Here is a 23,652-nt window from a genome sequence, read left to right on the forward strand (position 1 = left end):
AACCATAAGCGGCCGTTACCGAAGAAACGGAGATGTACTCAAACCAAAGACCCCGGCAACGGCAGTTCATAAGACTTCTTAACCGTCCGCACTACCAAAGTAGACGAATAAGTACGAATCGGAATATCCCGATAAATCTCTAAAAACCGATAGATATAATCAGTGTACTCAGTGGCATCCCGAAACTTCGCCACCATCACAAAATCAAACTCCCCGGTCAGCAGATAACAGTCCTGAATCTCCGGATGACTCGCCAGGATATGCTGCATCTTGCGGTCGATATCATTGCTGTCCCTATCAAGCTTGATCAGGAAGAACGCCGTAACCTGAATCCCAAGCTTGCGCTCATCCAGCACCGCCACCTTGGCCTTGATGATCCCGACACTCTCCAACCGCCTGATACGCCGGTAACAACTGGTTGAAGACAGCCCGACACTGTCACTCAACAACTCCAGACTCTGACTGCAATCCCTTTGCAATTTCCCCAGAATCTTCAAATCCATGGCATCTGTCATTTTTTCCATATCTTCCTTGAAAAAACTGCAATGAATCCACCGTAAACACCCACCAATTTGCACAAATCCTGCGCGGTGGCGCACTAACATCAATCCAGCTTAGCAGCCCAGCCAAATCAGGCACCGGGGCCGCATGAGAGGGATCTTATGATAGTCGCGAAACCGACATGGGCCACCGATATCCACGGCCTTTTCAGCGCCCCCTACTGGATCCCCCAAGAGCAACGCGCCGCCGTCGCCGCCTCCTGGGTGGGCTGCATGAACGCCTACTTCGTATTCCTCGAAGACCCCGCCTCCGTCAAGACCTGGTCCGAAACCATCTACCAGCACCTGGCCTCCCGTAGCATGCCGCTGACCCTCGACCAGCAGCAGTTCTGGCCCATCGACGCGCTGGAAACCTTCAGGCTGTGGGTCAACCAGGGCTGGCGCCTCACTCCCGCCTCACCGTTCGACGAGGCAGAACGCATCCCCCCACCCGACCTGCCTCACCCGGTCAAACGCGTGCGCCAGGACATTCGCGCACTGACACAGGAACAACTGAACCTGTACCGCTCACGCCTCGATGACGTAATGCAGGTGGCCAACGCCGACAGCGGCTCCCCGTGGCAGCGTTACGCCTATATCCACACCAACTGGTGCCTGCATTACCAGGAAGCGTTTGCCCTGTGGCACCGGGCCTATCTGCTGTACCTGGAAGCGCTGATCGACTGCCCCATCCCCTACTGGGACTGGATGGCCGAAGACGCCAGTGTCGACGGCAGCCCCCAGGCCGGCTTGCCCCAGGCGTTTCTCGATGAAACCTACGTGCACCCGCACACCGGCGAGGTTCGCCCTAATCCGTTGCGCTACGCCGCTGCCAAGGACGGCTGTTCGAAGGTCTGTGAAAAGGCCAGGGTACCCGGTGTGGACTGCCGCTTCGTGCAACGCAACCCGCTGTTCTACACCCAGGGCGAGACGCAGCGCGTCGAACGCACCCAGTTGTACGGCATGAGCCGGATTTTCCAGCAACAGGTGGTCGATGCCCTGAAGTTCAACACCTTCAGCCAGCCCCAGGGAGTGCCAGGTTATCCCTGGGCGAACATCCCGGTGTTTGATCCCCCCCAGGAAGATGACCTGTACCCCAACCGCGCGCTGAATTTCGACGGGCTCTACGAGCAGCCCCACGACAACTATCACGGCTGGATCGGCGGCGACATGGCCGACAACGCCTACACCGCGTTCGACCCGGTGTTCAGCTCCTACCACGCCAATATCGACCGGATGCTGGAGGTCTGGATCCGCGCCCACCCGGCAGCGCAGTACACCACCCAGTGCCTGCTCCAGCCGTTTGCCGGCAGCGAGGCCGACGATGTCACCTTCACCAGTGCCGACGCCTGGCGCTACACCACCCTGGGGGACATGGCCCAGGACAGTCGGCATATCGGCTATGACTACGGTGTGCCCGTCGCACCGCCCTATGGCACCCGCCGCCCGGCCGCAAAAGCCTGCTGCCAGCAAAGTTCGACGCCGATGCAAGCGCAGGAACAAACCGCAAGCCTGGGCCCGTGGGTGGTGTTCGACCATGTGCGCTGCACCCACGACACCTACCTGATCGACGTATTCCTCAACCAGCCCGACGCCACGCCGCAGCAGGTGAGCGCCGACAATCCGCACTATGTCGGGCGCTTCAGTCGCATCGGCATGGGCCTGGTGGATGACAAGGGCCGCTGCATCACCCATGGCGTGTCACGCGCGCTGAATGCCGCGCGCACTGCTGCCGCATTGAACCTTCGCCCCACTGACACCACGCAGTTATCCGTGGTGGTGACCCATCTCGATAGTGCCCGGGTGTTGACGCCGCAGGAGTACGCGCCGCTGCCTGGCTTTATCGCCCAACTGGTGTGGGACGACCCGCGCCAAACCGTCGCCGGCCCTGCTCCCAGTGCCGGTTGCTGCTCCGTTTCCACCACAACAACACCTGGAGAATCGACATGAGCACACCCTTCAAACAATTCACCTCTCCCGCCGGGCAAGCTCCCAAGGACTACAACAAGCTGGGCCTGGAAAACCAGTTGCCGCAGTTTGAAACCGACTGGAACAACGACCTCACCGGCTGGACCCAGTCCGCGATCATCGGCAACCCGTGGTCGGGCCTCAATGACGCGCCGCGCTCGGGTTATTACAACCCACTGGTGGAAGGCTACGGCCCCACCACGCCGCCGGCGATTACCTGGGCGCCCTTCCCCAATCGGCTGTGGACGTTTTTCTACAACAACGGCACAGCGGTGATTCCACAGTTGGGCGGCAAGGCCATGTCCATGCAACAGGTGATGGAGCTGACCGACAACGGCCAGATTACGATCAACAACACCCTGTACATGCTCTACGACCCGAACAAGCAAGGCACCCTGCTGCAACTCCCCGTCACTCGCTGCCCGAGCATCGACTGGCAAGGCAAGTACAAGGATTTCTCGCCTTCGGGCCCCCGTGGCTGGCTTGACGAATATTGCGAGTGGTCCATCGTGCGCGATGCCGACGGCAACATGCGCAAGATCACCTTCACTTGCGAAAACCCGGCGTATTTCCTGGCCATGTGGCGCATCGATCCGACTGCTGTACTGGGGCTGTATCGCGACTACATCGACCCACAGGTGCAACTCGAAGACCTGTACCTGCGCTACACCGCCGACTGCCCGACCGGTAAGGCCGGCGATCCGGTCATCGACCCCACCACCGGTCAACCGGCCTACGACACCGTCAACAAATGGAACGCCGGCACCGCCTGTGTGCCTGGCCAGTACGGCGGTGCGATGCACCTGACCTCCGGCCCCAACACCCTGAGCGCCGAGGTGTACCTGGCTGCCGCGGCGACCATCCTGCGGCCATTGAGCAGCAGCCAGAATTCCCAGGCGTTGATCTGCTGCGCGCAATACGGGCAGAACTACCGCAACTCCGATCCGCATATCGGTTTCTCGGCCAACAGCGTGGCAGTGAATAACCGGCTCTCCCTGACCAACCCCATCGGCCTGTACCTGCAACAACCCACCGACTTCTCGGCGTGGAAAGGCCCCCAGGGCCAGGATGTCAGCCAGTACTGGAAAATCACCCGTGGCACCGCCAAATCCGCCGCCAACGGCTCCGACCAGATTCTGCAAGCGGTGTTTGAAGTGCCGGTCAGCGCCGGGTTCTCGATCAACGACATCACCATCAGCGGCCAGCCGATCGACTACGTGTGGGTGATTGCCCAGCAGTTGCTGGTGGGCCTGAGTGTGACAACCACGCCCATCAGCCCGACGCCGGATTCCTGCCCGTGCGTGACGGACCGGGTCAACGGCGTGCAACCCTGGCCGGTACAGCTGCTGCCGCTGGACCTGTTCTACGGGCAGTCACCCACCGACCTGCCGGCCTGGCTGGCACCCGGCACCAGCGGGCAGTTTGCCCTGGTGGTGCAAGGCGCCGACCTCAAGACCACCGCCGAGACGGCGCGGGTGCAATTCTCCAATCCTGGGGTGACGGCGCAGGTCACAAAGTTCCTGCCGGATGCCTCGGCCATCCCCGGGCAAACCAACTCCGGTGGCACCCAGGGCTACCTGCTGACCATCACCGTAAGCCCCACTGCCGCACCGGGGCTGGTGACAGTGCGCGCCCTCAACCCGGGCGAAGCCGATAACCCCAGCGCGGCGGAACACCCATGGGAATCCGGATTGGCGCTGGTGCCTGGCGCCTGACTGATACAGCCCATCAGCCGCACCCACCCAGGGTGCGGCTTTACCTGCTTGCAAGGAGCGCGATGATGTCCAGGTTACGCTTGAGTGTTTTATCGCTGCTGACCAGTGTGGTGCTGAGCCTGTTCGCCATGCAGGCCGCCTACGCATCCCCCACTTCCGACGCCGACGCTTGCGTGCAGCAACAGTTGGTGTTCAACCCGAAAAGCGGCGGCTTCCTGCCGATCAACAACTTCAACGCCACCGGCCAGAGCTTCATGAATTGCTTTGGCTGGCAGTTGTTCATTGCCCTGAACTGGCCGGTGAATCCCGGTTGGCCAGCCACACCTGCCCTCGCGGGGGAGCCGGACATGAACAGTACCCTGGCGCAATTCGGCGTACCGACTGCCTCCGGGCAGCCGATGAGCGTGGCGCCGGTATGGGCCAGCTACAAGGACGCCAACGATATCTTCCTGCCCGGCGCGCCCGCGCCCACCGGCTGGGGCGTGCAAACCCTGGTGCCGTCCAATTGCAGCACCCAGGGCAGCCTCAGGGCGATGTCGGTGGGGGCGCGCAAGTTCATGACCGCCACCTCCGAAAGCGCGATCAACGCGCGGCATGGGTTTCACCTGTCCAGCGGCACCCTGGCCTCGATTCCGGACCCGATCATGGAAGCCTCCGGCGGCTGGCTGACGGACCAGTCGCAGAACCTGGTGTTTTTTGAACGCAAGGTGGGCAAGGCCGAGTTCGACTACATCGTCAGCAAAGGGCTGTACGACGCGGCCAACCAGCTGAAAGTCGCGCAGAACCTCGACAACCAGAACCCCGGCGGGCTGTCCTTGCCCATCGGTGAACCCATGCGCTCGCTGCCGCCCAACCCGGTGCCGCAGGAGCAACTGGGAGCTCTGGAGGTCAAGGCAGCATGGCGAATCCTCACCGGCAAACCCGAGCTCTACGGACGTTACCTGACCACCGTCGCCTGGCTCAAAAACCCGGCCACCTTGCAGTGCACCCAGCAGGTGGTGGGCCTGGTGGGCCTGCATATCATCAACAAGACCCAGGCCTCGCCCAACTTCATCTGGACCACCTTCGAGCAGGTGGACAACGTGCCGGAACCCAACCAGGTGCCGCCACAACAAACGCCGCCCGACAGCTTTGCCTTCAACAACCCGAACTGCGGCACCGGCCCCGAATGCACGCCGAACGTGGCGCGTATCCAGTGCAAGCAGCATCCGGACCGCGACTGCACCGAGCCGTTTCCACGGGACCAACCCGTGCAGACCACCCGGGAACATCCGCTGCCCACTGAACTGCAGGCGCTTAACGGCGCGGTGCAGGCCAATTTTGCCCAGCAGAGCCAGGGCAAGTCGGTGTTCCAGTACTACAAACTGATCAACGTACTCTGGACCCTCACCCCCAACCCGCCCACCCAGCCGGAACCGGGTGTCAGTGCGCAAGTGCCGCTGTCCTACGGGCCATTTATCAGCCAGGGCAACGTACCGGTGGCCAACACCACCCTGGAGACCTACGTCCAGGGCGATAACTGCAATGCCTGTCACCAGTACGCGACCATCGCCGGCAGCTCGACCCTGGCCTCGGACTTTTCGTTCCTGTTCAACAGTGCCGATTCGGCCAGCAAGAAAAGCCTGGTCAAGCGCGTAAAAGCCTTCCAGACCCTCAAGGACAGTTCACCCTGAACTCGACTGTTCAGACCGCTGCTCAAGGTTTCTCGGTGCTGTAAGGCCTTGAGCATTTGGTCCTTGCGCTAGCTCCTGCTGGTTAAAAGAGGCGCCCCTTATCAAGTAACGCCCGAAATGTCCGACAGCCCCCCGCATCTACCCGGTAAGACCGCTCTCGAGGGATATCGTGTGACCACCCGCCGGCCACTCATGACTTTTGGTAAAGAGTCCTTTTCGGATTCAGCGGTTTTTCCGAAGGAACGAGAGGCCGATACTCGACTCCATTGTTCACATCACTTCAGGAGTCACTCATGTCCATTCCCGCATTCGGCCTCGGCACGTTCCGCCTGCAAGGCCAGGTCGTCATCGACTCCGTCAGCACCGGCCTGGAGCTGGGCTATCGCGTCATCGACACCGCACAAATCTACGAAAACGAAGCCGACGTCGGCCAGGCCATCGCCGACAGCGGCATCCCAAGGGACGAGCTGTTCATCACCAGCAAGATCTGGATCGCCAACTTCGCCGAAGGCCAGCTGATTCCCAGCCTCAAGGAAAGCCTGCGCAAACTCCAGACCGACTACCTGGACCTGACCCTGATCCACTGGCCATCGCCGGAAGACCAGGTACCGGTCGCCGAGTTCATGGGCCAGTTGCTGGAAGCCAAGCGCCAGGGCCTGACCCGCCAGATCGGTATTTCCAACTTCACCGTCGACCTGATGAAGCAGGCAATTGCCGCCGTCGGTGCCGAGCACATCGCGACCAACCAGGTGGAACTGCACCCGTACCTGCAAAACCGCACCGTGGCGGAGTTTGCCAAGGCCCATGGCATCCAGATCACTTCCTACATGACCCTGGCCTACGGCGAAGTGCTGAAGGACCCGGTGATCCAGCAGATCGCCGAACGTCATCAGGCAACCCCGGCGCAAGTGACCCTGGCGTGGGCCATGCAACTGGGCTACGCGGTGATCCCGTCGTCGACCAAGCGCGCCAACCTGGCCAGCAACCTCAAGGCCCTGGACCTGACCCTGAGTGACGCTGACATGACGCAGATCGCCGCCCTGGAGCGTGGCCATCGGCTGACCAGCCCCAAAGGCATCGCGCCGAACTGGGACTAAGCCGCAGGGCTGCCGGACAACTCCCGCAGCCACGGCAACACCCGCAACCCGTCGGTGGCTGACGGCGGGTCGATGATGTCCATGAAGTGTTCAAGGTTGATGCTGTCCGGGGTACCCGGCAGGCGCACCAGCAGGGTCGGTGCGGCGGCCGGCGTGCCCGGTTCGCGGATATCGTAGACCAGCACATGGCGAATCTGCGGGTGCTGTTCCTGGAAGGCCAGCACCCCGCCGTCGCTGTCTGCCAGCCCGGCGTTGATGATCAGCACATCGAACGGCCTGGCCGGAATCGCCGTGAGGATCCGCACTTCTTCGAACGTCTGCACCGGAACGATGCGGTAGTAGCCCAGTTGGTTGAGCATTTTTTCGATGTACAGTCGTTGCAGATGCTGTTCATCGGCGATCAGGAGGGTCAGTGCTTTGTTTGGCATGGCGAACACCTGAGCAAGAAGCGCTCGTGAAGGACTGGACGCACTATTTTCCAGACATATTCCGAAGACTAAATAAGGCATGTTCCACCTTCACGTAGGAGTTGTCCCAAACAGCTCAATGCCCCTCCGCACCGGTCAAGTCTGATTGCAATACCCCGACAGCGCGTGGTGCAGGTGCGCGAGCGCTTCATCCATGCCATCGACGGCACTGGCCAATTCGTCGCGGGCCTGACGTTCACAAACGCTTTCCAATACCTCGCAGCAAACCATCAGTGCATGGGCCTTGACCATCTTTGCCCCGCCCTTGGTGCGATGGGCCAGGTCATGCAGGCCGGCAAAGTCTGCCTTGCGTTGCAGGTTCACCAGCTGCCCATGGTCTGCCTCAAGGCTGTCGAGCAAGGGCGCCAGCAGCTCCTTCACCGCGTCGATATCCCCGCCGGTCAGTTTCTCAAGGTGGCTCAAGTCAAAGCCTGCCGCCAGCTCATCCGTGGTGCCGGGCGCCACCGAAGGTGTGGCCGTGCGCCGCGCCAGGGCCGCATGCAAATCCTCAAGCCCGGTGGGTTTGAACAGGCAGCCATCCATGCCCGCCTGCCGGCAGCGCTCGGCTTCCTCGGGCTGGGCGTTGGCGGTAAACCCCAGCAACAGGCACGGCGCCAGGCCACGCTCGCCCTCAAGGGTGCGGATATCCCGCGCCAACTCATAACCGTCCTTGAACGGCATATTGCAGTCGGTAATCACCCCGTCAAAATGCCCGGACAGCCACAACTCAAGCCCCTCGACGCCATCTTCGGCGGTGGTGATCCGGTGCCCCAGGAAGCTCAATTGCCGGGCCAGCAGCAGCCGGTTGGCCGGGTAGTCATCCACCACCAGAATGTTCAGCGCGTGGGCCGGCGGAGTTTCCACGGCAACCGGTGCGGGCGGCATCAGCGTGCTGTCGGCGACTGCCAGCTCCAGGGTGACATCCACCCGAGTGCCCTGCCCCAGCAGGCTGCTCAATTGCAATTGTCCCCCCATCATCTCGCACAGGTTGCGGCTGATGACCAGGCCCAGGCCCGAACCGCTGCGCGCCGATTGCGCAGTGTTGCTGCCCTGGATAAACGGGTTGAACAGGCGCTTCTGGTCTTCGACACTGATGCCGATGCCGGTGTCTTCCACCCACAGCCTGAGGTTCAAGTAGCCGCTGGCAATCGCCGACGAGCCGGACGCGCCAAGCCGCACCCGGCCGTGAGGGGTGAACTTGATCGCGTTGCTCAAAAGGTTCGACACCACTTGCTTGAAGCGCATCGGGTCCACCAGCACGTACCGATCAATCAGCGGGTCGAGCTCCACCTGCAGTACCAGGCCCCTGGCCCGCGCCAGCCCCTCGAAAACCCGCGCCACCGACGCCAGCAACTCGTGCAGGTTCGAAGGCTCGAGGGTCAGGGACAGGTGGCCCGATTCTATACGCGCGATATCGAGGATATCGCCGATCAATTCCAGCATGCCCCGTGACGCATCAGCGGCCACCTCCAGCGCATCGCGGTCGGCCCGGTTCTGCTCGGCGGCTTTCAGGGCCAGTTCGATCATGCCGATCACGGCGTTCATGGGCGTGCGGATTTCATGGCTCATGGTCGCGAGAAACGTGGTCTTGGCGCGGTTGGCCGCGTCGGCATCCTCCTTGGCCTCCTGCAACTGGCCGAGCAGTTGCTGCCTTTCGCTGACATCCACCCAGCCGGCGATCATGCCCACCACCTGCTCATTACCGTCGCGGTACGGCAGCATCCAGTGGTAGATGGTCAGGACCGCACCGCCCGGCACCTTGAGCACGCGGTCCTGGATCTGTGGCTCGCCCCGCTCCATCAAGCGCAGGTAATCCTGATGAAAAGACTCGGCCTGGGGGCGATTGCCGGTGTCGGTCTCGACCACGGTTTTACCGGTCACGTCCTCCAGCTTGAAACCGAACACATCAAGGTAAGCGCTATTGCATGCCATCAGCCGGCCCAGGCGATCACGCACATAAATCGGATGGGGCGTGCCGTCGATCAGCACGCCCATAAAGCGCATCTGATCACTCAGCGCCCGTTCGGCCTCGACGCGCTTGCGTATCAGCTGACGCAGATAAATCGCCCAGCCGAGGGTGATCAGCAACAGCAGCGCCGCCAGGCTGAAACCTTGAATAATCGCATTGCGGTGCCGCGCCCAGTAGCTGTCTTCAACCAATACCTCGCTACGCCAGTGGCCAGCCAATTCGTCCATTTCCTGGGGCGTAATACTCAGCAGCGCCTTGTCGAGGATCGAATACAACTCCAGTTGGCTGCGGTTGACGCCAAAGGCTATGCGGGCCGGCTCGGACCCGACCGTGCTGGTGATCCGCAACCGGTCACGGTACTCGCGGGCAATCATGTAGCGGGCGCTGATCAAGGTATTGACGGCGGCATCGGCACCGCCATCGGCCACCAGCTCCATGCCGTGCTCGGGGTTCTCGACGTCCACGAACTTGATGCTCGGATAGTCCTGGGCGATGCCCTCCTGCAGGCTATTGCTGCCAATCAGCGCCAGGCGCTTGCCGGCCATGTCTTCCAGGGTAAGGGGGCTGCCGTCATCAATGCGACTGACCAACACAAACGGATTGGTCAGGTAAGGCCGGGTAATGCGTACCTTGTCCGTGCGCTCGACGCTGGGGGTGACCACCGCGATCATGTCTGCACCACCGGTGTTGACCCTGTCGATTTGCCGGAGCATCGAGGTGCCGGGAATGAAGTCAAACTTCAATCCCGTGCGCAAGCTGATGCGGGCCAGCACCTCGGCGCTCAACCCTTCGAACGCGCCCTGCTTGTCGATAAATGAAACCGGCAGAAACTTGTCGAGTACCGCGACCTTTATTCTCGGGTTCTTGTCCAGCCAACGCTGTTCACTGGCACTCAAGCGCAGCCGGTCCGCCCCCAGGAACCCCAGGTTGCCGGCACTCCAGCGCCGAAGGATTTCCATCTGCTCGCTGACCGGGATCACCGCCAGTGCCGCATTGATGATCGACAGCAAGCGCGCGTTGTCCCGGGAAAATGCAAACGCGAAGGGATTGACCTCAAGTGACGAGAAGTCGGCCATGCGGACGTTGTTCAGGTGGTTCCTGTTGATCAGGTAGTTGGTGCTGATTGCATCGCCGAGGTAAACATCTGCATGGCCGAACGCAACCGCGCCGATGGCCTCGAAGGTTGAAGGGAACAGCTGGATCCGGGCATTGGGGTAAAACGCCTGCACCGCGTCAGGCTGCATGTAGTGATAAAACATCGCCACACGTTTATCGGCCAGGTCGCTGCTCAGGCCCTGGCTGTCACCCGTGCGGGTGACCAGGGTCGGTTGATCCATGGCATAGGAGCGCGAGAGTACCAGCTGCGGGTCTGCCGCCTCGTAGCCGTTGGCAGATCCCACAAAATCCACCTCGCCACGCTTGAGCGCGGTGATGACTTCATCGCGATTGTCGTAGCGGCGCACTTCTATCGTGATGTTCAGCGCATCGGCGATCAGCGACGCGTAATCCGCCGTAATCCCCTCGAGTTCATCGCTGGTGCTCAACTCGAATGGTGCGTAGTCGGGGCCAGAGATGCCCATCAACAACCGGCGCCGTTCGCGCAGCCAGCTCCACTGCGTTTCATGCAGCCGTACGGCGGGCGTTTCAATGACGGAATGCCCCAACAGATACAGGGTGCGCGGCTCGCCAAGCGCCAGGCCTTGTGTGCAGAGCGCGCCCAGCAGCACACTTGCGCTGAGCCACAAGACCCGAAAGTTGATCATTTCAGATCAGATGATTGCGCTGGGCGAACTTGGACAAATGCACCACCGACGACATCCGCAGCTTCTCCTTCAGTCGGGTTTTATAAGTGCTGATGGTCTTGTGGCTGAGCAACATGTCCTCGGCAATTTCCTTGTTACCCAACCCCAGCGCCAGCTTCTGCAGTACGGTCAGCTCGCGGTCGGAAAGCTCTGCCACCAGGTCCTGCTCGGTGGATTGCAAATCGTCGCGGCGCACCGAGCTGGTGGGCAGGCTCGGAAAGCAGCTGTAGTTGGACATCACGGCCTTGATCGCTTTTTGCAACTCATCCAGCTCGCCGGTCTTGGCGACAAACCCCATCGCGCCGGCACGCATGCAGCGGGTGGAAAAAAACACCGCCAGGTAGGACGTCAGCACCAGGATCTTGCACGGCAGGCCCAGCGCCTTGATCCGGCTGATCACCTCCAGGCCACCCAGCTTCGGCATCGCCAGGTCGAGGATGATCAGCTCGGGGCGCTCCTCCCGGGCAATCTGCATGGCATCGGCGCCGTTGCCGGCCTCGAAGATCGTGTCGAAGCCTTCCTGCTTCAGCAAGTAGCGGACGGTTGCGCGGATAAATGGATGGTCATCCACGATTAAAGCTTTGCTCATAAGGCTCCCCTGGGAGGATTCAGTACCGTTACACATCACACGGGACCTATCTACCTGTGAGAAATGACAGTTCCGACGAACGGAACTGAACAGTCCTACAAGCAGCAGTCGGGTCCCTCCATTTGAACAGCGCATAACCCTAGGTAGGCGGCACCTGCGTGCCTGGCTAGTCGCAAGCGCGCAACCTTACCAATGGAACGGCGTAACAACTGAAGGGATAGTCCCAGCTGAATGTAGGATTTTTCCTCACCACAAGCATAGTAAAGAGCCGGTCCCGGGGGCGCCAAGGCGGCCTAGTCGGTGGTACTCGGACTCCAGAACGCTTGCACCACGAGGGCTGAAGTGGAAATACGCGCCACCAGCGCATCCAGTTCGTCACCGTCTACCGAGGTCACGGCCAGCGTCGCCTCGATTTCCACCTCTTCAGGACCAAAGGGACGTACGTCCACATCACTGGCCGGGTAGTTGCAGCGAGCAAGTTCGGCTTCGAGCAAGGCCAATACCGCCTTCTGCTGGGTACGCCGGGCCACCACATACAGAATGTTGGTCACCTCGGCCGACACCACGTCCAGTGGCTGGCGGTTGATGTTATTGACGATCGGGCGCAGCAGCGTGTTGGCCGCCAGCACAAACAGCGTACCGAGCAGCGCTTCGAGGATCAGGTCGGCACCGGCACAGGCACCCACCGCCGCCGACGCCCAGAGCGTGGCCGCAGTATTCAGGCCGCGCACGTTGCCTTCTTCACGCATGATCACACCGGCACCGAGAAAACCGATGCCCGAGACCACATAGGCCACGACCCGCACCGCCCCTTCGGCGCCGCCCAGGCGGTTGGCCATGTCGACGAAAATCGCCGCTCCCACCGCCACCAGCACGTTGGTGCGCAGCCCCGCCGTGCGCTGGCGGTACTGACGCTCAAACCCGATCAGGCCACCGAGAATGAAGGCCGCGGTGAGGCTGACCAGCGTGTCGATCAGCGAGTTGAGGTTGATGTTGTTGATTGCTTGCATAGGCGTCTTCCCTATTCATTACCAGCCAAACTTACGCGAGGAAACCTTCAGCCAGGTACGACCATCCTGGGCCGTGATTGAGTCACGGGCACGACAGGACAGGCCCGCCCGTCGCAAACGACAGGCGCGTCCGCAGTACCGCGATGCAAGGCATCACGTACTGTTAAGCGTCGATGAGAGGGAATTCGGAATCGGGCCAGGACTGGCCGCCATCGAAATGCCGCTTCTCGCTTCTGGGCGAGACAACGGCATCGGAAAAATGCGCGTTATCTTGCCAAGTATGTGCCGGTTATCGAGACCGGCCGACGACTGTCACTCGAACAAGTACCCACTGAGGGTCTCCACTATTGATGAAAACGCGCGAAGCTTACGCTCCGAATTAATGAGAGTAAACCGTAGGAAAATTTACCCGATGGGTTTGGGCAGGTTCTTCAGGGAGGGTTCAGGTACGCACCACTGCGCAGCTCTCCCCCCGTAGCAGCTGTCGAGCCCAAGCGAGGCTGCGTCAGCCACACTGTGATCATCAAGCCAGACACTCCACCGAGTCGCCGAACGCAGCCTCTGCCAGGCTCGACAGCTGCTACGCAGAAGACGGTCGATCACGCTCCACCAGCGCCAAATACTCATTGATCGCCCCACCCGCCAACGCCTTCACCTGAATGGAAACCCGATTCACCTGCCGCCCCATCTCGATGCCATCCCGAGTCCGCACCTGAACATACCCAAGCCGGGGCCAGAACCGCTCAGCCTTGACGTTCCCCACCACCAGCGTCAGCCGCAACCAGCGTGCGCCCAGGCTCACTACCCAATCCTGGAAATCGGCATGCAACTGCCGCGCAAAACCGCTGCCATGCAACGGCGTGGCCACCAACAGCAACCCGATATGCCAAACCCCGACCGCCAACAGATCCGACGCCACATTCACCACCGCAACCAACTGCCCTTCGGCATTGCGGTAGCCAATCCAATACATCCGGGTGTAGCTCCAGGTGTCGGGCAGTTCAAGAGTCAACTCATCCCGAGCCTCCGTGGGTGTGGCTGGCTCACCGTTGACCGCGAGAAAATATTCCGGGGCTGCTTCGAAAAAGCACTGCAACTCGGCTTCATCCTCAAGGGTCAGCTCAACCACCCGAATGCCCGCTATCGAACTGCGCGGCAACTCCCCTGCTTCAACAACATCCATGTTCACCGCCCCTCAATCATCCCGCGTCAGTACTTCCAGCAACTCAATCTCAAACCGCAAATTACTGTTGGGCGTGATATGCGCCCCCATCGAGCGCTCGCCGTAGGCCAGGTGCGCCGGCACAAACAACGTGCGAATGCCGCCAACTTTCATGCCCATCAGCCCCTGGTCCCAGCCCTTGATGACGCGACCGGTGCCGATCACGCATTGAAACGGCTTGCCGCGTTCCCATGAGGAGTCGAACACCGTGCCGTCTTCCAGAGTGCCGGTGTATTGCGTGGTGATCAGGGCGCCTTTGACCACGGTTTTGCCGTCGCCGAGGCGGATGTCGGTGATTTCCAGTTCGGTGCTCATTTTTTCTCGTTTTGTGTAATGCGCGGATCGCGCCAAATGGGCGTTTTCCCAGAGTCAAACGCATTTGGCAAGCCCACATACCTCGTTTTCTCCAATAGCCTGCCAGTTCGAATGCACCAACCTACAAAAAATCACGAAAACGTACGTAAAAAAAATACAAACCACCTATTTATCTTCTTCGATACAACGAGCAGCCTAACTATCCAGAAACATAGAACATCAAGGATGACTTGTATGACCATAGGATCAGACTTCAATTACCCGGCTGATATTGCTGCCCGCGCTTCCAGAGAAAAGAGATCTACCAGAAATAAATGGCGGGGCCGTTTTCCTGGCCCACCAGACTTATGCTTCGATTATCGAGCCTTAGTGGAGCAAAAAGGCGGAATTGCAAAGGCGCCTCATTTGGACCACAAAATATGTATCATCGGGGCAGGCATCACAGGCCTTACTGCAGCAAGAGAACTGTATCGCTGCGGCTTTAAAGACATATCCCTGATCGAGAAATCCAAAAGAATCGGAGGCAGACACCTTACCGTTCTTGGTGGACAGCGCTCCAACAATACAGGACGACCGCCCTTTGAAATGGGCGCGATGCGTATGCCCTTTTTTAATCGATCTGATGAAAACCCCACTGAAGGCCGATCCATGATGGCCTATTACACCAAAGCGTTTGATCTTGTTCATTCAAACTTCCCAAATCCGGGAAGCCCGTGGGTCACATCAACCGGGATCTACTTACGCGAAGGGAGTATAGATAATAGTAGTCAGCCCACCATGCTGATCTGGAAAAACAAAGATGGTATAACGCCTCCACCTGGCGAGACCCTGAGTGCAGTGTCTGCAAAATGGCGAAACTTTGCGAACCGTATGACTCAGAAAGTTGCGGAATTATACGGAAGCGAGCAATGGGAATTATTTTGGACCAGAGTAGTTGAAAAATACGAAAGTATCTCGTTTAGGGATTTAGTGAAAATGCCGGTTATTGAGTCTTGGCACAAGGAACGCCCCGGTGACTTCGGTGGCATGGGCATGACGACGCAAGAGTCGGCTGTGTTCTATGCAATTGGAATAGGCGATGGCAGTTGGGGAGCATTTTATGACATTTGCTCGCTTTATCCCCTGCGGACTGCGATTTTTGGTTTCAGCAGTCACCTCCAGCTAATTCATGGCCGGGTCAAACTGGATGGCGAGGCAGTCGACTCGCCGCACCTGAGAAGTCCGGCCGTTTTTGACTCTCGGGGACTAGAGTTTAATAAGCCCAGCTACAAAGGTCTCGGGGCCTTGGCAGAATGTCTGCTCTTTATGAGTACTCCTGAAATAAGCGACTCCGTGTATGACCTCAGCCTCAAGAAGACGGATGGATTACTGACTGACTCTCCAGTAAAAAAACTGGAAAAGCTGAGAAATGGGAAAACGCGCGTTTATTATCATTGGAATGCTAGTAACCCCAAAAAAACTGAAGTCTGCCATGCCGACTTCGACTCGGTCATCATCACGCTCCCCTCCTGGATAATCGAAACACAAATACTGCTTGAGGGTTTCGATGAAGAGATGCTCCCTTACGACACGATAAATGCCTATAAAACTGCTCACTGGGAAACCAGCTGCAAAGTGTACGCCCCGTTAAAAAAAACCTTCCTGTCCAAAAACACGAAGATCCCGCAAGCCATCGTTACCGACAGTTTCATACATGATGTATATACCTATCGCTATAACGAGCATCACACCTACGACTGCATACTCTTGAGCTACACCTGGGAAGATGACGCAACAAAATTATCTTCACTAAGTGACAAAGAGTTAATAACCAAGTGCATAGAAGAGCTGGATAGAATCCTGGTTAAATCCACTAACATCCAAGAAAAAATCTCTCCATACATCGGCCACGAGCAGGCCATCGTGCAACGCTGGATGAATGACCAAAACTCATTGGGATGCGCAAAACTGTACAGACCAGGGACCTACTATGAGGCTGTCAGCTTAATGAAATACAATAAGGGCTACTCATTCAAGTCTGGACTTTACCTCTGCGGCGAATCTTTTTCAGTAGATGCCGGCTGGACAGAGCCTTGTTTCAGGGGCGCAATAGATACCGTCATAAATATCTGCAATAGAACTGGCGCCCTCTTCAATGGAGGATTCTCAATGCAAGACTATCCAGAATACAAAACAGAATATTCACCCCCAGCAAAATAAACACACCATGCAAAAGCCTTGGCAGAAGCAAACTACATTGCTATCGGACGCGTCCGACTTTCATTTAAACATCAGGTCGCCTCTTATAAACATCCAGCCACTTCTGGCTGAATAAAAATAAGAGGTCACCCGCAATGAGCGATCCAACAAGTCCTGTTCGCATAGCTGTCGTACAGTTTGATCCCCAGGTCGGAATGGAAAACCGGGAGCGCAACCTGCGTCATAGCCTTGAGCTGGCGACGGAAGCAGTGAGCGGCGGTGCCAATCTGATCGTGCTGCCAGAGCTCTCTAACTGTGGCTATTTCTTCTCCAGCCGTCAGGACGCGTTTGATCATGCCGAGGCCATTCCGGGTGGGCCAAGTGTGCAGGCCTGGACAGATTTTGCCTGTAAACATCAGGTGTACCTGGTGGCAGGCCTCAGCGAAATTTCCGCTATGCAGCTGTTCAATACGGCTGTATTGCTGGGGCCGGATGGCTTTATTGGCAAGTACCGCAAGGCCCATCTGTGGAACCTGGAGAAGCTCTGGTTCACTCCCGGCGATACAGGATTCCCCGTTTTCGAAACACCCATAGGCCGTATTGGCCTGTTGATCTGCTGGGACATTTGGTTTCCCGAGGTGCCACGCATCCTCAGCCAGCAAGGCGCCGATATTATTTGCAGCCTCAACAACTGGGTGTGGACCCCGCCGCCGTTGTTCGACGACGCGGGGAAGTGCATGGCGTCGTATCTCACGATGACCGCCGCCCACGTCAATAACGTGTTTATCGCTGCCGCCAGTCGTATCGGCGAGGAGCGCGATGCGCGTTACCTGGGATGTTCGCTGATTGCCGGTACCAATGGATGGCCCATCGGTACGGTGGCGTCGGCGAATCGGCAGGAGATCCTTTTCGCCGATGTCGATCTCACCAGTGCCCGCAGCGCGCCTATCTGGAACAGTCTTAACGACTTGCAGCGGGACCGGCGTGCTGATCTTTACGACCAGATGCTCGGGTACACCCAGCACCCTGCCCTGCCACGCTGATCGGAGGGTGCATCATGGAAAGCCTCTTTGAAAAGCCGCGTGCAGGGCGCTCCCGGGCCGATAACACCGTCATAGTTCTGGGTCTTGCCAGTGCTTTGCTGATCCTATGGATAGCCCTTATTTACCCTTGGCCGGGATATGCCGATATGGTGACCAGCCTTCCACATCCCAGTGCGTGGCTGCGCTGGGTGTTGGGGGATATCAGCGAGGTCGCGTTCTACAAACACGAACTGGCGTCACTGGGCCTGCTGGGCGGTGCGTATCTGGCGTGGTGGGCCAGCCGCACGGGCAAGTCCTGGCAGGGCTTTGCTATCTCGTACGGCACAGGGCTGTGGCCGTGGCTGATAACCAGCTCCTTACTCGGCTTGCTGCTAAGCAACGCGTTATGGGGCTGGACGGTGACCGCTGACACTTGGCAACCGACGTTTGCAGCGTTTGTTTCACTGCCGGCGGCAATGGTGCTGATGTTCGGAGGTGGCTGGAAAGTGACGCTCAACGGCGCCGTACTGGGAGGTTTACTGGTCACGCCGATGTGTTTGTTGATCGTTAATTACGTCTGCATACCGCTGGGCTTGCCGGTGGTGATCGGAAATGTGCTTGGGATGGCGGTTGGCAGTGTGATTGCCTTTGTATTGTGCCGTCACGTGCCGGTCCTGGTACGAAGCGATTACACAGCGCCGCAAAGGCCCGCCCCGCTGAAGCCACCGACTTATGGTGTGGTGTGGAGCGTGCGGAGGGTATTGGCTGACTTTTCCGAAGCGCCGTTCTTCGGCAATGAGCTGGCCAGCCTTGGCTTGCTGGCGGGTGTGTTACTGGCTTACGCGCTGAACCCGATGAGCCCGGCCTATGGATCCGGCCTGATACTGCACCTGATCGGCGCGCAAGCGCTGACATCAGCGCTGGGCGTGGTGATCTGGCGACATCAGTGGATAAAACGAGGCTGGTATCCCACGTATGTCCCGCTGGTATCGGTAGTCCCGGCAGCCGTATTGACCCATGGCGGCAGCTGGATGGTGATGGGGTCCAGTGCGTTGCTCGGCGCGCTGATGGCGCCGCCACTGGCCTGCGCGATTGCAGGACGGTTACCACCGCACTTTCATCCTTATATCGGCAACGTAATCTCAATGGCGCTGAGCACGTTGGCGGTAGTGCCATTGGTGGGATGGTTAGCCGTTTAGCTCCGCTCTCCTACGCCGGGCAAAGGACTGCCCGAGCACTTAAAGCCAATGCCAGAACCGGCTCCAGAACCCACGCCCCAGATCATTCTTGCAGCCCGCATATTGCGCCGCATACATCTGCGAACGCGCCTGAACCTTGCCTGCCACCGGCATCAGCCAGGCTTTGCTCGCGTAGGTACGCTGCCGGTAACCGCCCCAGCCTTCGTGGTAATTCAGGTACTGGCCGTAGGCATCGTATTTGTATACGCCGTTGATGGTGTAGGTCTTGTCCATGTACCAGCCGACAAAGTCGATGGCGTCGTCAAAGTCCTGCCGGCTGGCGCCGTAGCGTCCGGTGCTTTTCTGGTAGTCGCTCCACACTTCATCCTTGGCCTGGGCGTAGCCGGAGGCCGTAGACACACGACCCCAGGGGATGATCCACAGCAGGTACTTGCGTGGGGTCTTGGCGTCCTGCCGGAAGCCCGATTCCTGATACATGATCGCGAACGGCACCTGGATCGGCACGCCCCAGCGCGCCTGGGTCACCTTGGCGGCGTCGTACCAATCGTCTTTTTCGCGGAAGATGCCGCAGATGTCGTTGGGGGTGCGGGGTGGCGAGGTGCCGCATCCCGCCAATAAGGCGGTGAGCAGCAACAGCCCTGCGGTTTTTCCTGCGTTCAAAAGCTCACCGTCTCGTCGTGAGAATAAAAGGCGGGCAGTTTACTCGTTCGCCGGGGTTCCTGCAGAGGTGAAAGCAACACGAATCCTGTGGCGAGGGAGCTTGCTCCCGCTGGAGCGCGAAGCGCTCCCGAACCGGTTGACGCGGTATGCCCGAGGCACTGCGATCATCGGTTTTGGGGCGGCTGCGCAGCCCAGCGGGAGCAAGCTCCCTCGCCACATTTTGGTGGGTGGTTCAGGCAACGACCGCCGTCAGTTCCAGTTCCAGCAGGCCGTTGCTGGGTAATCCCGCCACGCCCACCGCCGAACGCGCATGCCGGCCGTGCTCGCCAAACAGCTCAATCAACAGTTGCGAGGCGCCGTCGACAACCTTGGAGAAGCCCTGGAAACCTTCCCCGCCAAACACAAACCCGCGAACGAACAGGATGCGCTCGACGTTCTCCAGCCCTACCGCCTGGTCCAGCACGCTCAAGGCCCGCAGCACACAGGTCCGCCCTGCTTCGTTGACCAACTCCGTAGAGGTCTGGTCCGTCACCGGCCCGGTAATCACGCTGTCACCCTGCCGACAAACCTGCCCGCTGACATACGCCACGCCTCCATGAATCGTCACCGGCACGTAGTCCCCCTTGGGGCTCGGCGCTTCGGGTAACTCCAGCCCGAGGGCTTGCAGTTTTTCGCGCACGCTCATGCCGGTTCCTCGACAAATTCCACATGCCCACCCAGCCAGCAACCTTGCACCTGCCCCGCTGCATCCCGGCGAAACCGCAGGGAGATTTGCGAAGGTCGGCCCATGGCCCGGCCCTGGCGGATGTGCACCGGGCGATCATCTGCCGTCACCAGGCCATTCTCCAACAAGCCAAACGCCAACGCGGCAGCCGCGATGCCGGTGGCGGCGTCTTCCGGGTAACCCGAGGACTTGGGAAACTGCCGCGCATCAAATTGTCGCCCGTCCAGATCCGATGGCGCATAGGGATACAAACCGGTGGAGCCGATGCGCTCGCACAGTTGCTGCATCCGCCGGTAATCCGGTTTCAGGCTATCCAGTACCGCCACGCTTTTCAGCGCGATCAGGGTTTTCACCCGGCTGGTGCAAGCGTTCTGGATCGGCAGCGGTGCCAGTTCGTTGGAAGTGATGCCGAGCACCGACAGAATCTCGGCCTCGACTTCGGCATCGTTCAACGCCTCGACCTGGCCCTTGGGCTGGCTGATTTCCACCTGGATATCCGGGGTGCCCGCAGCGGTGATCCGCGCATCCACCGGACCGCTCAGGGTCGATAACGTCAGGCGGTCCTTGTGCAGCATGCCCAACCGATCCAGCAGCCACACCGCTCCCACGGTGGCGTGGCCGCACATTTCCATCTCGTGGTTGGGCACCCAGAAGCGCAAGGCAAAATCGAACTCGCTGCCAACCGGTGCGGCGAACACGAAGCCGCACTCATGGCCATAGTCGCGGGCGACCTGCTGCATGTCGGCATCGCTCATGCCATCGGCGACGGCCACGGTTGGCGCGGGGTTGCCGCCACGGGCGGTGGCGGGAAAAACATTGACCAGGTGAACCTCGGGCGTCATTTCGCCTCTCCCTGAAGGGTGGAAACAGTCGGCGCCACGGCGTCGACGATGGAGTTGGTGTAGACCTGCTGCGGGTCGAGTTCGACCGGGTCGCTCTCCACAGCGTTCATGAAGCGGATGTTTTTCTCAACGCCGTCTTTCTCGATGCGCGGCGTGGGCGGGTAGGACGGCAGCGAAGCGGTCCAGGCAGCATTGAAAATGGCGGCGTCGGTGTTGGCGAAATACGGGCGCACCGACTCGCGGGCCTTGTCCGGGTCGCTGGCAATCAGGTGTTCGGCACGCCACAGGGCGCGGACCATTTTTTCGGCCGTGACCTTGTTGCTGACCAGCCAGTCTTCACGGGCAATCATCGCAGTGAAGAGGAAGCCGTCCAGGGGTTTGTATTCGCCCTTCGCCAGGTCCATCAACACAAAGCCGCCTTGCTTCTCGGCGGTGGTGATGGTGGGTGGCGACAGCGAGAAGCCGTTGATGCTGCCCTGGGAAAACGCCGCGAGCATGTTTGGCGCGCCGCCGATGGGCATGATGGTGAAGTCTTTGTCCGGGTTGAGCCCCGCATCCTTGGCCAGGTAGCGCACCAGCATGTCGGTGGTGCTGCCAGGGCCAGTGACGCCGATCTTCAAGCCCTTGAGGGCCTGGGCACGGGCGGCCAGGGATGAGGTGGCCGACACGCCGGCCTTTTGCGCCGAGGCACCGTCGATCACCACGGTGCTGCCGAACTGGGTCTGCACGGCGGCGAATGCCTGGACATTCTGGCCTTTGGTGCGGGCGCGCACCGCGACGGCGGGCAGGCCGACGTACGCATCCGCATCACGCCCCAGCACGGCGGTGAGTGCTGCCGAGCCGCCTTTCTGGAATACGATGACGTCCACATTCAGGCCTTCATCGGCGAAGTAGCCTTGCTTCTGCGCGACGTAGATCGGCACATAGAGGAAGCCTTCGCTGGGGAACGCCAGGGTGACTTTAGTCAGGTCCCGGGCCTGCGCGGCGGGCAGGCATGAAGCGAGTAAAACGCTGGCGATGAACAGTGGTTTGAACATGATCAAGCTCCACAAAAATAAGGGGTTAAACCGCAACTTCACGTTCCGCTTCGTTGGCCTTCCACGGCATCAACTTGCGTTCGGCCAGCTTCACCGCCGTGTTCAGGATCAGCGCGAGGGCGATGATGCCCACCAGTGCGGCAAATACACCGGCGGTATCGAACTGCGAGGCTGCATCCGAGAGCAGGTAGCCCAGGCCCCGGTTGGCGGCGATGATCTCGCCCACCAGCGCGCCGATCAGCGCATAGGGCACCGACAGGCGCAGGCCGGTGAATACCCAGGTGAAAGCGGACGGGATGACCACCATGGTCAGCAGGTCGCGCTCCTTGGCGCCCATCAGGCGCAGGATGGTCAGTTGCTCGCGGGACACGTTGCGCACGCCGCTGTAGGTGTTGAGGAACACCAGGAAGAACACCACGGCCGCGGTCAGGATGACTTTCATCGGCAAGCCGATGCCGAACCAGAGGATGAACAGCGGCGCCAGCGCGACTTTCGGCAAACTGTAGAAGGCGGTCAGGAACGGGTCGAGAATATCCGCCAGCAGCTTGGCGCGGCCCAGCACCAAACCGGCGATCAAGCCTGCGAGGGAGCCGAAGAAGAAGCCCAGCACGGCTTCCAGGGTGGTGATGCCGGCGTGATAGAAGAACACCCCGTTCATGAGGATTTTCCACAGGCTTTGCGCCACCGCCGAAGGCCGGCTGATGAAAAATTCCACGCCGAACCAGCGGGACACACACTCCCAGAACACCAGCAGGAAAATCAGGAACAGCAAGCGATAGACCTGGATCATACGACCTCCAGCGAGTGAGCCAATGAGGCGGGATCGGCAGCACCGGCGACGTCGGGCGCCAAGCGTTTCCAGAGGGCGGCGCAGAGTTCCACGTAGCGTGGGTCGGAGCGCAATTGCACCAGGTTGCGTTCACCGCCCAAGGGAATATCGAGCACATGGTCGATGGTGCCCGGGCGACCGGCGAACACCACGCAGCGGTCCGCCAGCGCGATGGCTTCATCGACATCGTGGGTGACGAACAGCACGGTCTTGTTGAGCTTGCGGCACAGGCGCAAGAGTTCGGTCTGCAGGGTCAGGCGCATCTGCGCATCAAGGGCGCCGAAGGGTTCGTCCATCAGCAGGGTTTCCGGGTCGCTGGCCATCAAGCGCGCCATGGCCGCGCGTTTGCGCATGCCGCCGGAAAGCTGGTTAGGGTAGCTTTCGCCAAAACCGGTGAGGCCCACCAGCGCCATCAGCTCCTCGACGCGACTGTCGATCCGGGCCTTGGGCATGCGGCGGATTTGCAGCGGCACGGCGATGTTGCCGGCCACGGTGCGCCACGGCAGCAAGTGGTCGGCCTGGGTCATGTAGCCGACACGGGTGTTGACGCCCTTGACCTCGGCGCCGTCGTAATGCACCTGGCCCTCCGTGGGGCCGAAGAGCCCGGCGGTCATGTTTAGCAAGGTGGACTTGCCGCACCCCGAAGGTCCGACCAGGGTGATGATTTCGCCCCGCTGAACTTCAAGCGATACGTTGCGCACGGCCACAAACTGGCGGCCTTCGACTTTGAAGCTTTTTTGCACCCCTGCGAAGCTGATAAAGGGTTTTGCACTCACCGCCCCTCCTCGTCCGGTA

At 59.9% G+C, this 23,652-nt stretch carries 20 protein-coding genes; 7 read left to right on the forward strand and 13 right to left on the reverse strand.

Going from position 1 to position 23,652, the window contains the following annotated elements; genetic code table 11:
• Nucleotides 1-38: 38 nt before the first annotated feature.
• Entirely contained in the window at nt 39-503 is a 465-nt protein-coding gene (locus HX807_RS11025; protein ID WP_032899475.1) for an Lrp/AsnC family transcriptional regulator, read from the reverse strand.
• A gap of 159 nt (nt 504-662) precedes the next feature.
• Here HX807_RS11025 and HX807_RS11030 point away from each other — a divergent pair, with 159 nt between their 5' ends.
• The 4 genes from HX807_RS11030 to dkgB all read left to right on the forward strand — a co-directional run bounded on the left by HX807_RS11030 (nt 663) and on the right by dkgB (nt 6,992).
• Nucleotides 663-2,489, forward strand: coding sequence for a tyrosinase family protein (locus HX807_RS11030; RefSeq protein WP_177049953.1), 1,827 nt, complete (start codon nt 663-665; stop codon nt 2,487-2,489).
• Nucleotides 2,486-4,222 (forward strand): hypothetical protein, encoded by a 1,737-nt coding sequence (locus tag HX807_RS11035; RefSeq protein WP_102606333.1) that lies wholly within the window; start codon nt 2,486-2,488, stop codon nt 4,220-4,222. Before HX807_RS11030 ends, HX807_RS11035 begins: the two co-directional genes overlap by 4 nt.
• Nucleotides 4,223-4,287: 65 nt before the next feature.
• Entirely contained in the window at nt 4,288-5,895 is a 1,608-nt protein-coding gene (locus HX807_RS11040; RefSeq protein ID WP_177049954.1) for a hypothetical protein, read from the forward strand.
• A 293-nt stretch (nt 5,896-6,188) separates the two neighbouring features.
• Nucleotides 6,189-6,992 carry a 2,5-didehydrogluconate reductase DkgB gene (gene dkgB / locus HX807_RS11045; RefSeq protein WP_008435855.1) on the forward strand — a complete coding sequence of 268 codons (804 nt, stop codon included), beginning with the start codon at nt 6,189-6,191 and terminating at the stop codon, nt 6,990-6,992.
• Here the strand turns inward: dkgB and HX807_RS11050 are convergent.
• The 6 genes from HX807_RS11050 to HX807_RS11075 form a co-directional block, all read right to left on the reverse strand.
• Nucleotides 6,989-7,420, reverse strand: a complete 432-nt coding sequence (locus tag HX807_RS11050) for a chemotaxis protein CheY (RefSeq protein WP_177009742.1) — start codon at nt 7,418-7,420, stop codon at nt 6,989-6,991. The two genes, dkgB and HX807_RS11050, sit on opposite strands and share 4 nt — an antisense overlap.
• Nucleotides 7,421-7,555: 135 nt before the next feature.
• Nucleotides 7,556-11,191 (reverse strand): transporter substrate-binding domain-containing protein, encoded by a 3,636-nt coding sequence (locus HX807_RS11055; RefSeq protein ID WP_177049955.1) that lies wholly within the window; start codon nt 11,189-11,191, stop codon nt 7,556-7,558.
• A 1-nt stretch (nt 11,192) separates the two neighbouring features.
• Entirely contained in the window at nt 11,193-11,819 is a 627-nt protein-coding gene (locus tag HX807_RS11060; RefSeq protein WP_003211560.1) for a response regulator transcription factor, read from the reverse strand.
• A 293-nt stretch (nt 11,820-12,112) separates the two neighbouring features.
• On the reverse strand, nt 12,113-12,829 hold the full coding sequence (locus tag HX807_RS11065) for an MgtC/SapB family protein (protein ID WP_003211562.1): 717 nt from the start codon (nt 12,827-12,829) through the stop codon (nt 12,113-12,115).
• Between the two features lie 580 nt (nt 12,830-13,409).
• Complete coding sequence (locus HX807_RS11070) at nt 13,410-14,012, reverse strand: N-acetyltransferase (RefSeq protein ID WP_177049957.1); 603 nt, start codon at nt 14,010-14,012, stop codon at nt 13,410-13,412.
• Between the two features lie 12 nt (nt 14,013-14,024).
• Complete coding sequence (locus tag HX807_RS11075) at nt 14,025-14,366, reverse strand: FKBP-type peptidyl-prolyl cis-trans isomerase (RefSeq protein ID WP_003211564.1); 342 nt, start codon at nt 14,364-14,366, stop codon at nt 14,025-14,027.
• 234 nt (nt 14,367-14,600) lie between these two features.
• Between HX807_RS11075 and HX807_RS11080 the strand changes: the two genes are divergently transcribed.
• The 3 genes from HX807_RS11080 (at nt 14,601) to HX807_RS11090 (ending at nt 18,765) form a co-directional block, all read left to right on the forward strand.
• The gene (locus HX807_RS11080; protein ID WP_177049959.1) at nt 14,601-16,565 is read left to right on the forward strand and encodes an FAD-dependent oxidoreductase; all 1,965 of its coding nucleotides are present in this window, start codon (nt 14,601-14,603) and stop codon (nt 16,563-16,565) included.
• A gap of 134 nt (nt 16,566-16,699) precedes the next feature.
• Nucleotides 16,700-17,587, forward strand: a complete 888-nt coding sequence (locus HX807_RS11085; protein ID WP_032899456.1) for a nitrilase family protein — start codon at nt 16,700-16,702, stop codon at nt 17,585-17,587.
• 14 nt (nt 17,588-17,601) lie between these two features.
• Nucleotides 17,602-18,765, forward strand: a complete 1,164-nt coding sequence (locus HX807_RS11090) for a hypothetical protein (protein WP_166742172.1) — start codon at nt 17,602-17,604, stop codon at nt 18,763-18,765.
• Nucleotides 18,766-18,804: 39 nt separating this feature from the next.
• Here HX807_RS11090 and HX807_RS11095 read toward each other — a convergent pair whose 3' ends face one another.
• The 6 genes from HX807_RS11095 to HX807_RS11120 all read right to left on the reverse strand — a co-directional run bounded on the left by HX807_RS11095 (nt 18,805) and on the right by HX807_RS11120 (nt 23,633).
• Entirely contained in the window at nt 18,805-19,425 is a 621-nt protein-coding gene (locus HX807_RS11095) for a hypothetical protein (protein ID WP_023658938.1), read from the reverse strand.
• A gap of 232 nt (nt 19,426-19,657) precedes the next feature.
• Entirely contained in the window at nt 19,658-20,110 is a 453-nt protein-coding gene (locus tag HX807_RS11100; protein WP_177049961.1) for a RidA family protein, read from the reverse strand.
• Nucleotides 20,107-20,991 (reverse strand): PhzF family phenazine biosynthesis protein, encoded by an 885-nt coding sequence (locus tag HX807_RS11105; protein WP_003211571.1) that lies wholly within the window; start codon nt 20,989-20,991, stop codon nt 20,107-20,109. Before HX807_RS11105 ends, HX807_RS11100 begins: the two co-directional genes overlap by 4 nt.
• Nucleotides 20,988-22,028, reverse strand: coding sequence for an ABC transporter substrate-binding protein (locus tag HX807_RS11110; protein WP_177049963.1), 1,041 nt, complete (start codon nt 22,026-22,028; stop codon nt 20,988-20,990). Before HX807_RS11110 ends, HX807_RS11105 begins: the two co-directional genes overlap by 4 nt.
• A 25-nt stretch (nt 22,029-22,053) precedes the next feature.
• A complete protein-coding gene (locus HX807_RS11115; RefSeq protein WP_008435867.1) occupies nt 22,054-22,818 on the reverse strand; it encodes an ABC transporter permease in 765 nt (254 codons plus the stop codon).
• Entirely contained in the window at nt 22,815-23,633 is an 819-nt protein-coding gene (locus HX807_RS11120) for an ABC transporter ATP-binding protein (protein WP_003211576.1), read from the reverse strand. The genes HX807_RS11115 and HX807_RS11120 overlap by 4 nt, the downstream gene beginning before the upstream one ends.
• Nucleotides 23,634-23,652: the final 19 nt, after the last annotated feature.

It is taken from the genome of Pseudomonas sp. D8002 (genome assembly GCF_013385695.1).
Lineage (GTDB): Bacteria > Pseudomonadota > Gammaproteobacteria > Pseudomonadales > Pseudomonadaceae > Aquipseudomonas.

Bases quoted from the DNA above. Each gene is read 5' to 3' on its own strand.
- HX807_RS11025 (WP_032899475.1), bottom strand. From the start codon at position 503: ATGGATTTGAAGATTCTGGGGAAATTGCAAAGGGATTGCAGTCAGAGT.
- HX807_RS11030 (WP_177049953.1), top strand. From the start codon at position 663: ATGATAGTCGCGAAACCGACATGGGCCACCGATATCCACGGCCTTTTC.
- HX807_RS11035 (WP_102606333.1), top strand. From the start codon at position 2,486: ATGAGCACACCCTTCAAACAATTCACCTCTCCCGCCGGGCAAGCTCCC.
- HX807_RS11040 (WP_177049954.1), top strand. From the start codon at position 4,288: ATGTCCAGGTTACGCTTGAGTGTTTTATCGCTGCTGACCAGTGTGGTG.
- dkgB (WP_008435855.1), top strand. From the start codon at position 6,189: ATGTCCATTCCCGCATTCGGCCTCGGCACGTTCCGCCTGCAAGGCCAG.
- HX807_RS11050 (WP_177009742.1), bottom strand. From the start codon at position 7,420: ATGCCAAACAAAGCACTGACCCTCCTGATCGCCGATGAACAGCATCTG.
- HX807_RS11055 (WP_177049955.1), bottom strand. From the start codon at position 11,191: ATGATCAACTTTCGGGTCTTGTGGCTCAGCGCAAGTGTGCTGCTGGGC.
- HX807_RS11060 (WP_003211560.1), bottom strand. From the start codon at position 11,819: ATGAGCAAAGCTTTAATCGTGGATGACCATCCATTTATCCGCGCAACC.
- HX807_RS11065 (WP_003211562.1), bottom strand. From the start codon at position 12,829: ATGCAAGCAATCAACAACATCAACCTCAACTCGCTGATCGACACGCTG.
- HX807_RS11070 (WP_177049957.1), bottom strand. From the start codon at position 14,012: ATGGATGTTGTTGAAGCAGGGGAGTTGCCGCGCAGTTCGATAGCGGGC.
- HX807_RS11075 (WP_003211564.1), bottom strand. From the start codon at position 14,366: ATGAGCACCGAACTGGAAATCACCGACATCCGCCTCGGCGACGGCAAA.
- HX807_RS11080 (WP_177049959.1), top strand. From the start codon at position 14,601: ATGACCATAGGATCAGACTTCAATTACCCGGCTGATATTGCTGCCCGC.
- HX807_RS11085 (WP_032899456.1), top strand. From the start codon at position 16,700: ATGAGCGATCCAACAAGTCCTGTTCGCATAGCTGTCGTACAGTTTGAT.
- HX807_RS11090 (WP_166742172.1), top strand. From the start codon at position 17,602: ATGGAAAGCCTCTTTGAAAAGCCGCGTGCAGGGCGCTCCCGGGCCGAT.
- HX807_RS11100 (WP_177049961.1), bottom strand. From the start codon at position 20,110: ATGAGCGTGCGCGAAAAACTGCAAGCCCTCGGGCTGGAGTTACCCGAA.
- HX807_RS11105 (WP_003211571.1), bottom strand. From the start codon at position 20,991: ATGACGCCCGAGGTTCACCTGGTCAATGTTTTTCCCGCCACCGCCCGT.
- HX807_RS11110 (WP_177049963.1), bottom strand. From the start codon at position 22,028: ATGTTCAAACCACTGTTCATCGCCAGCGTTTTACTCGCTTCATGCCTG.
- HX807_RS11115 (WP_008435867.1), bottom strand. From the start codon at position 22,818: ATGATCCAGGTCTATCGCTTGCTGTTCCTGATTTTCCTGCTGGTGTTC.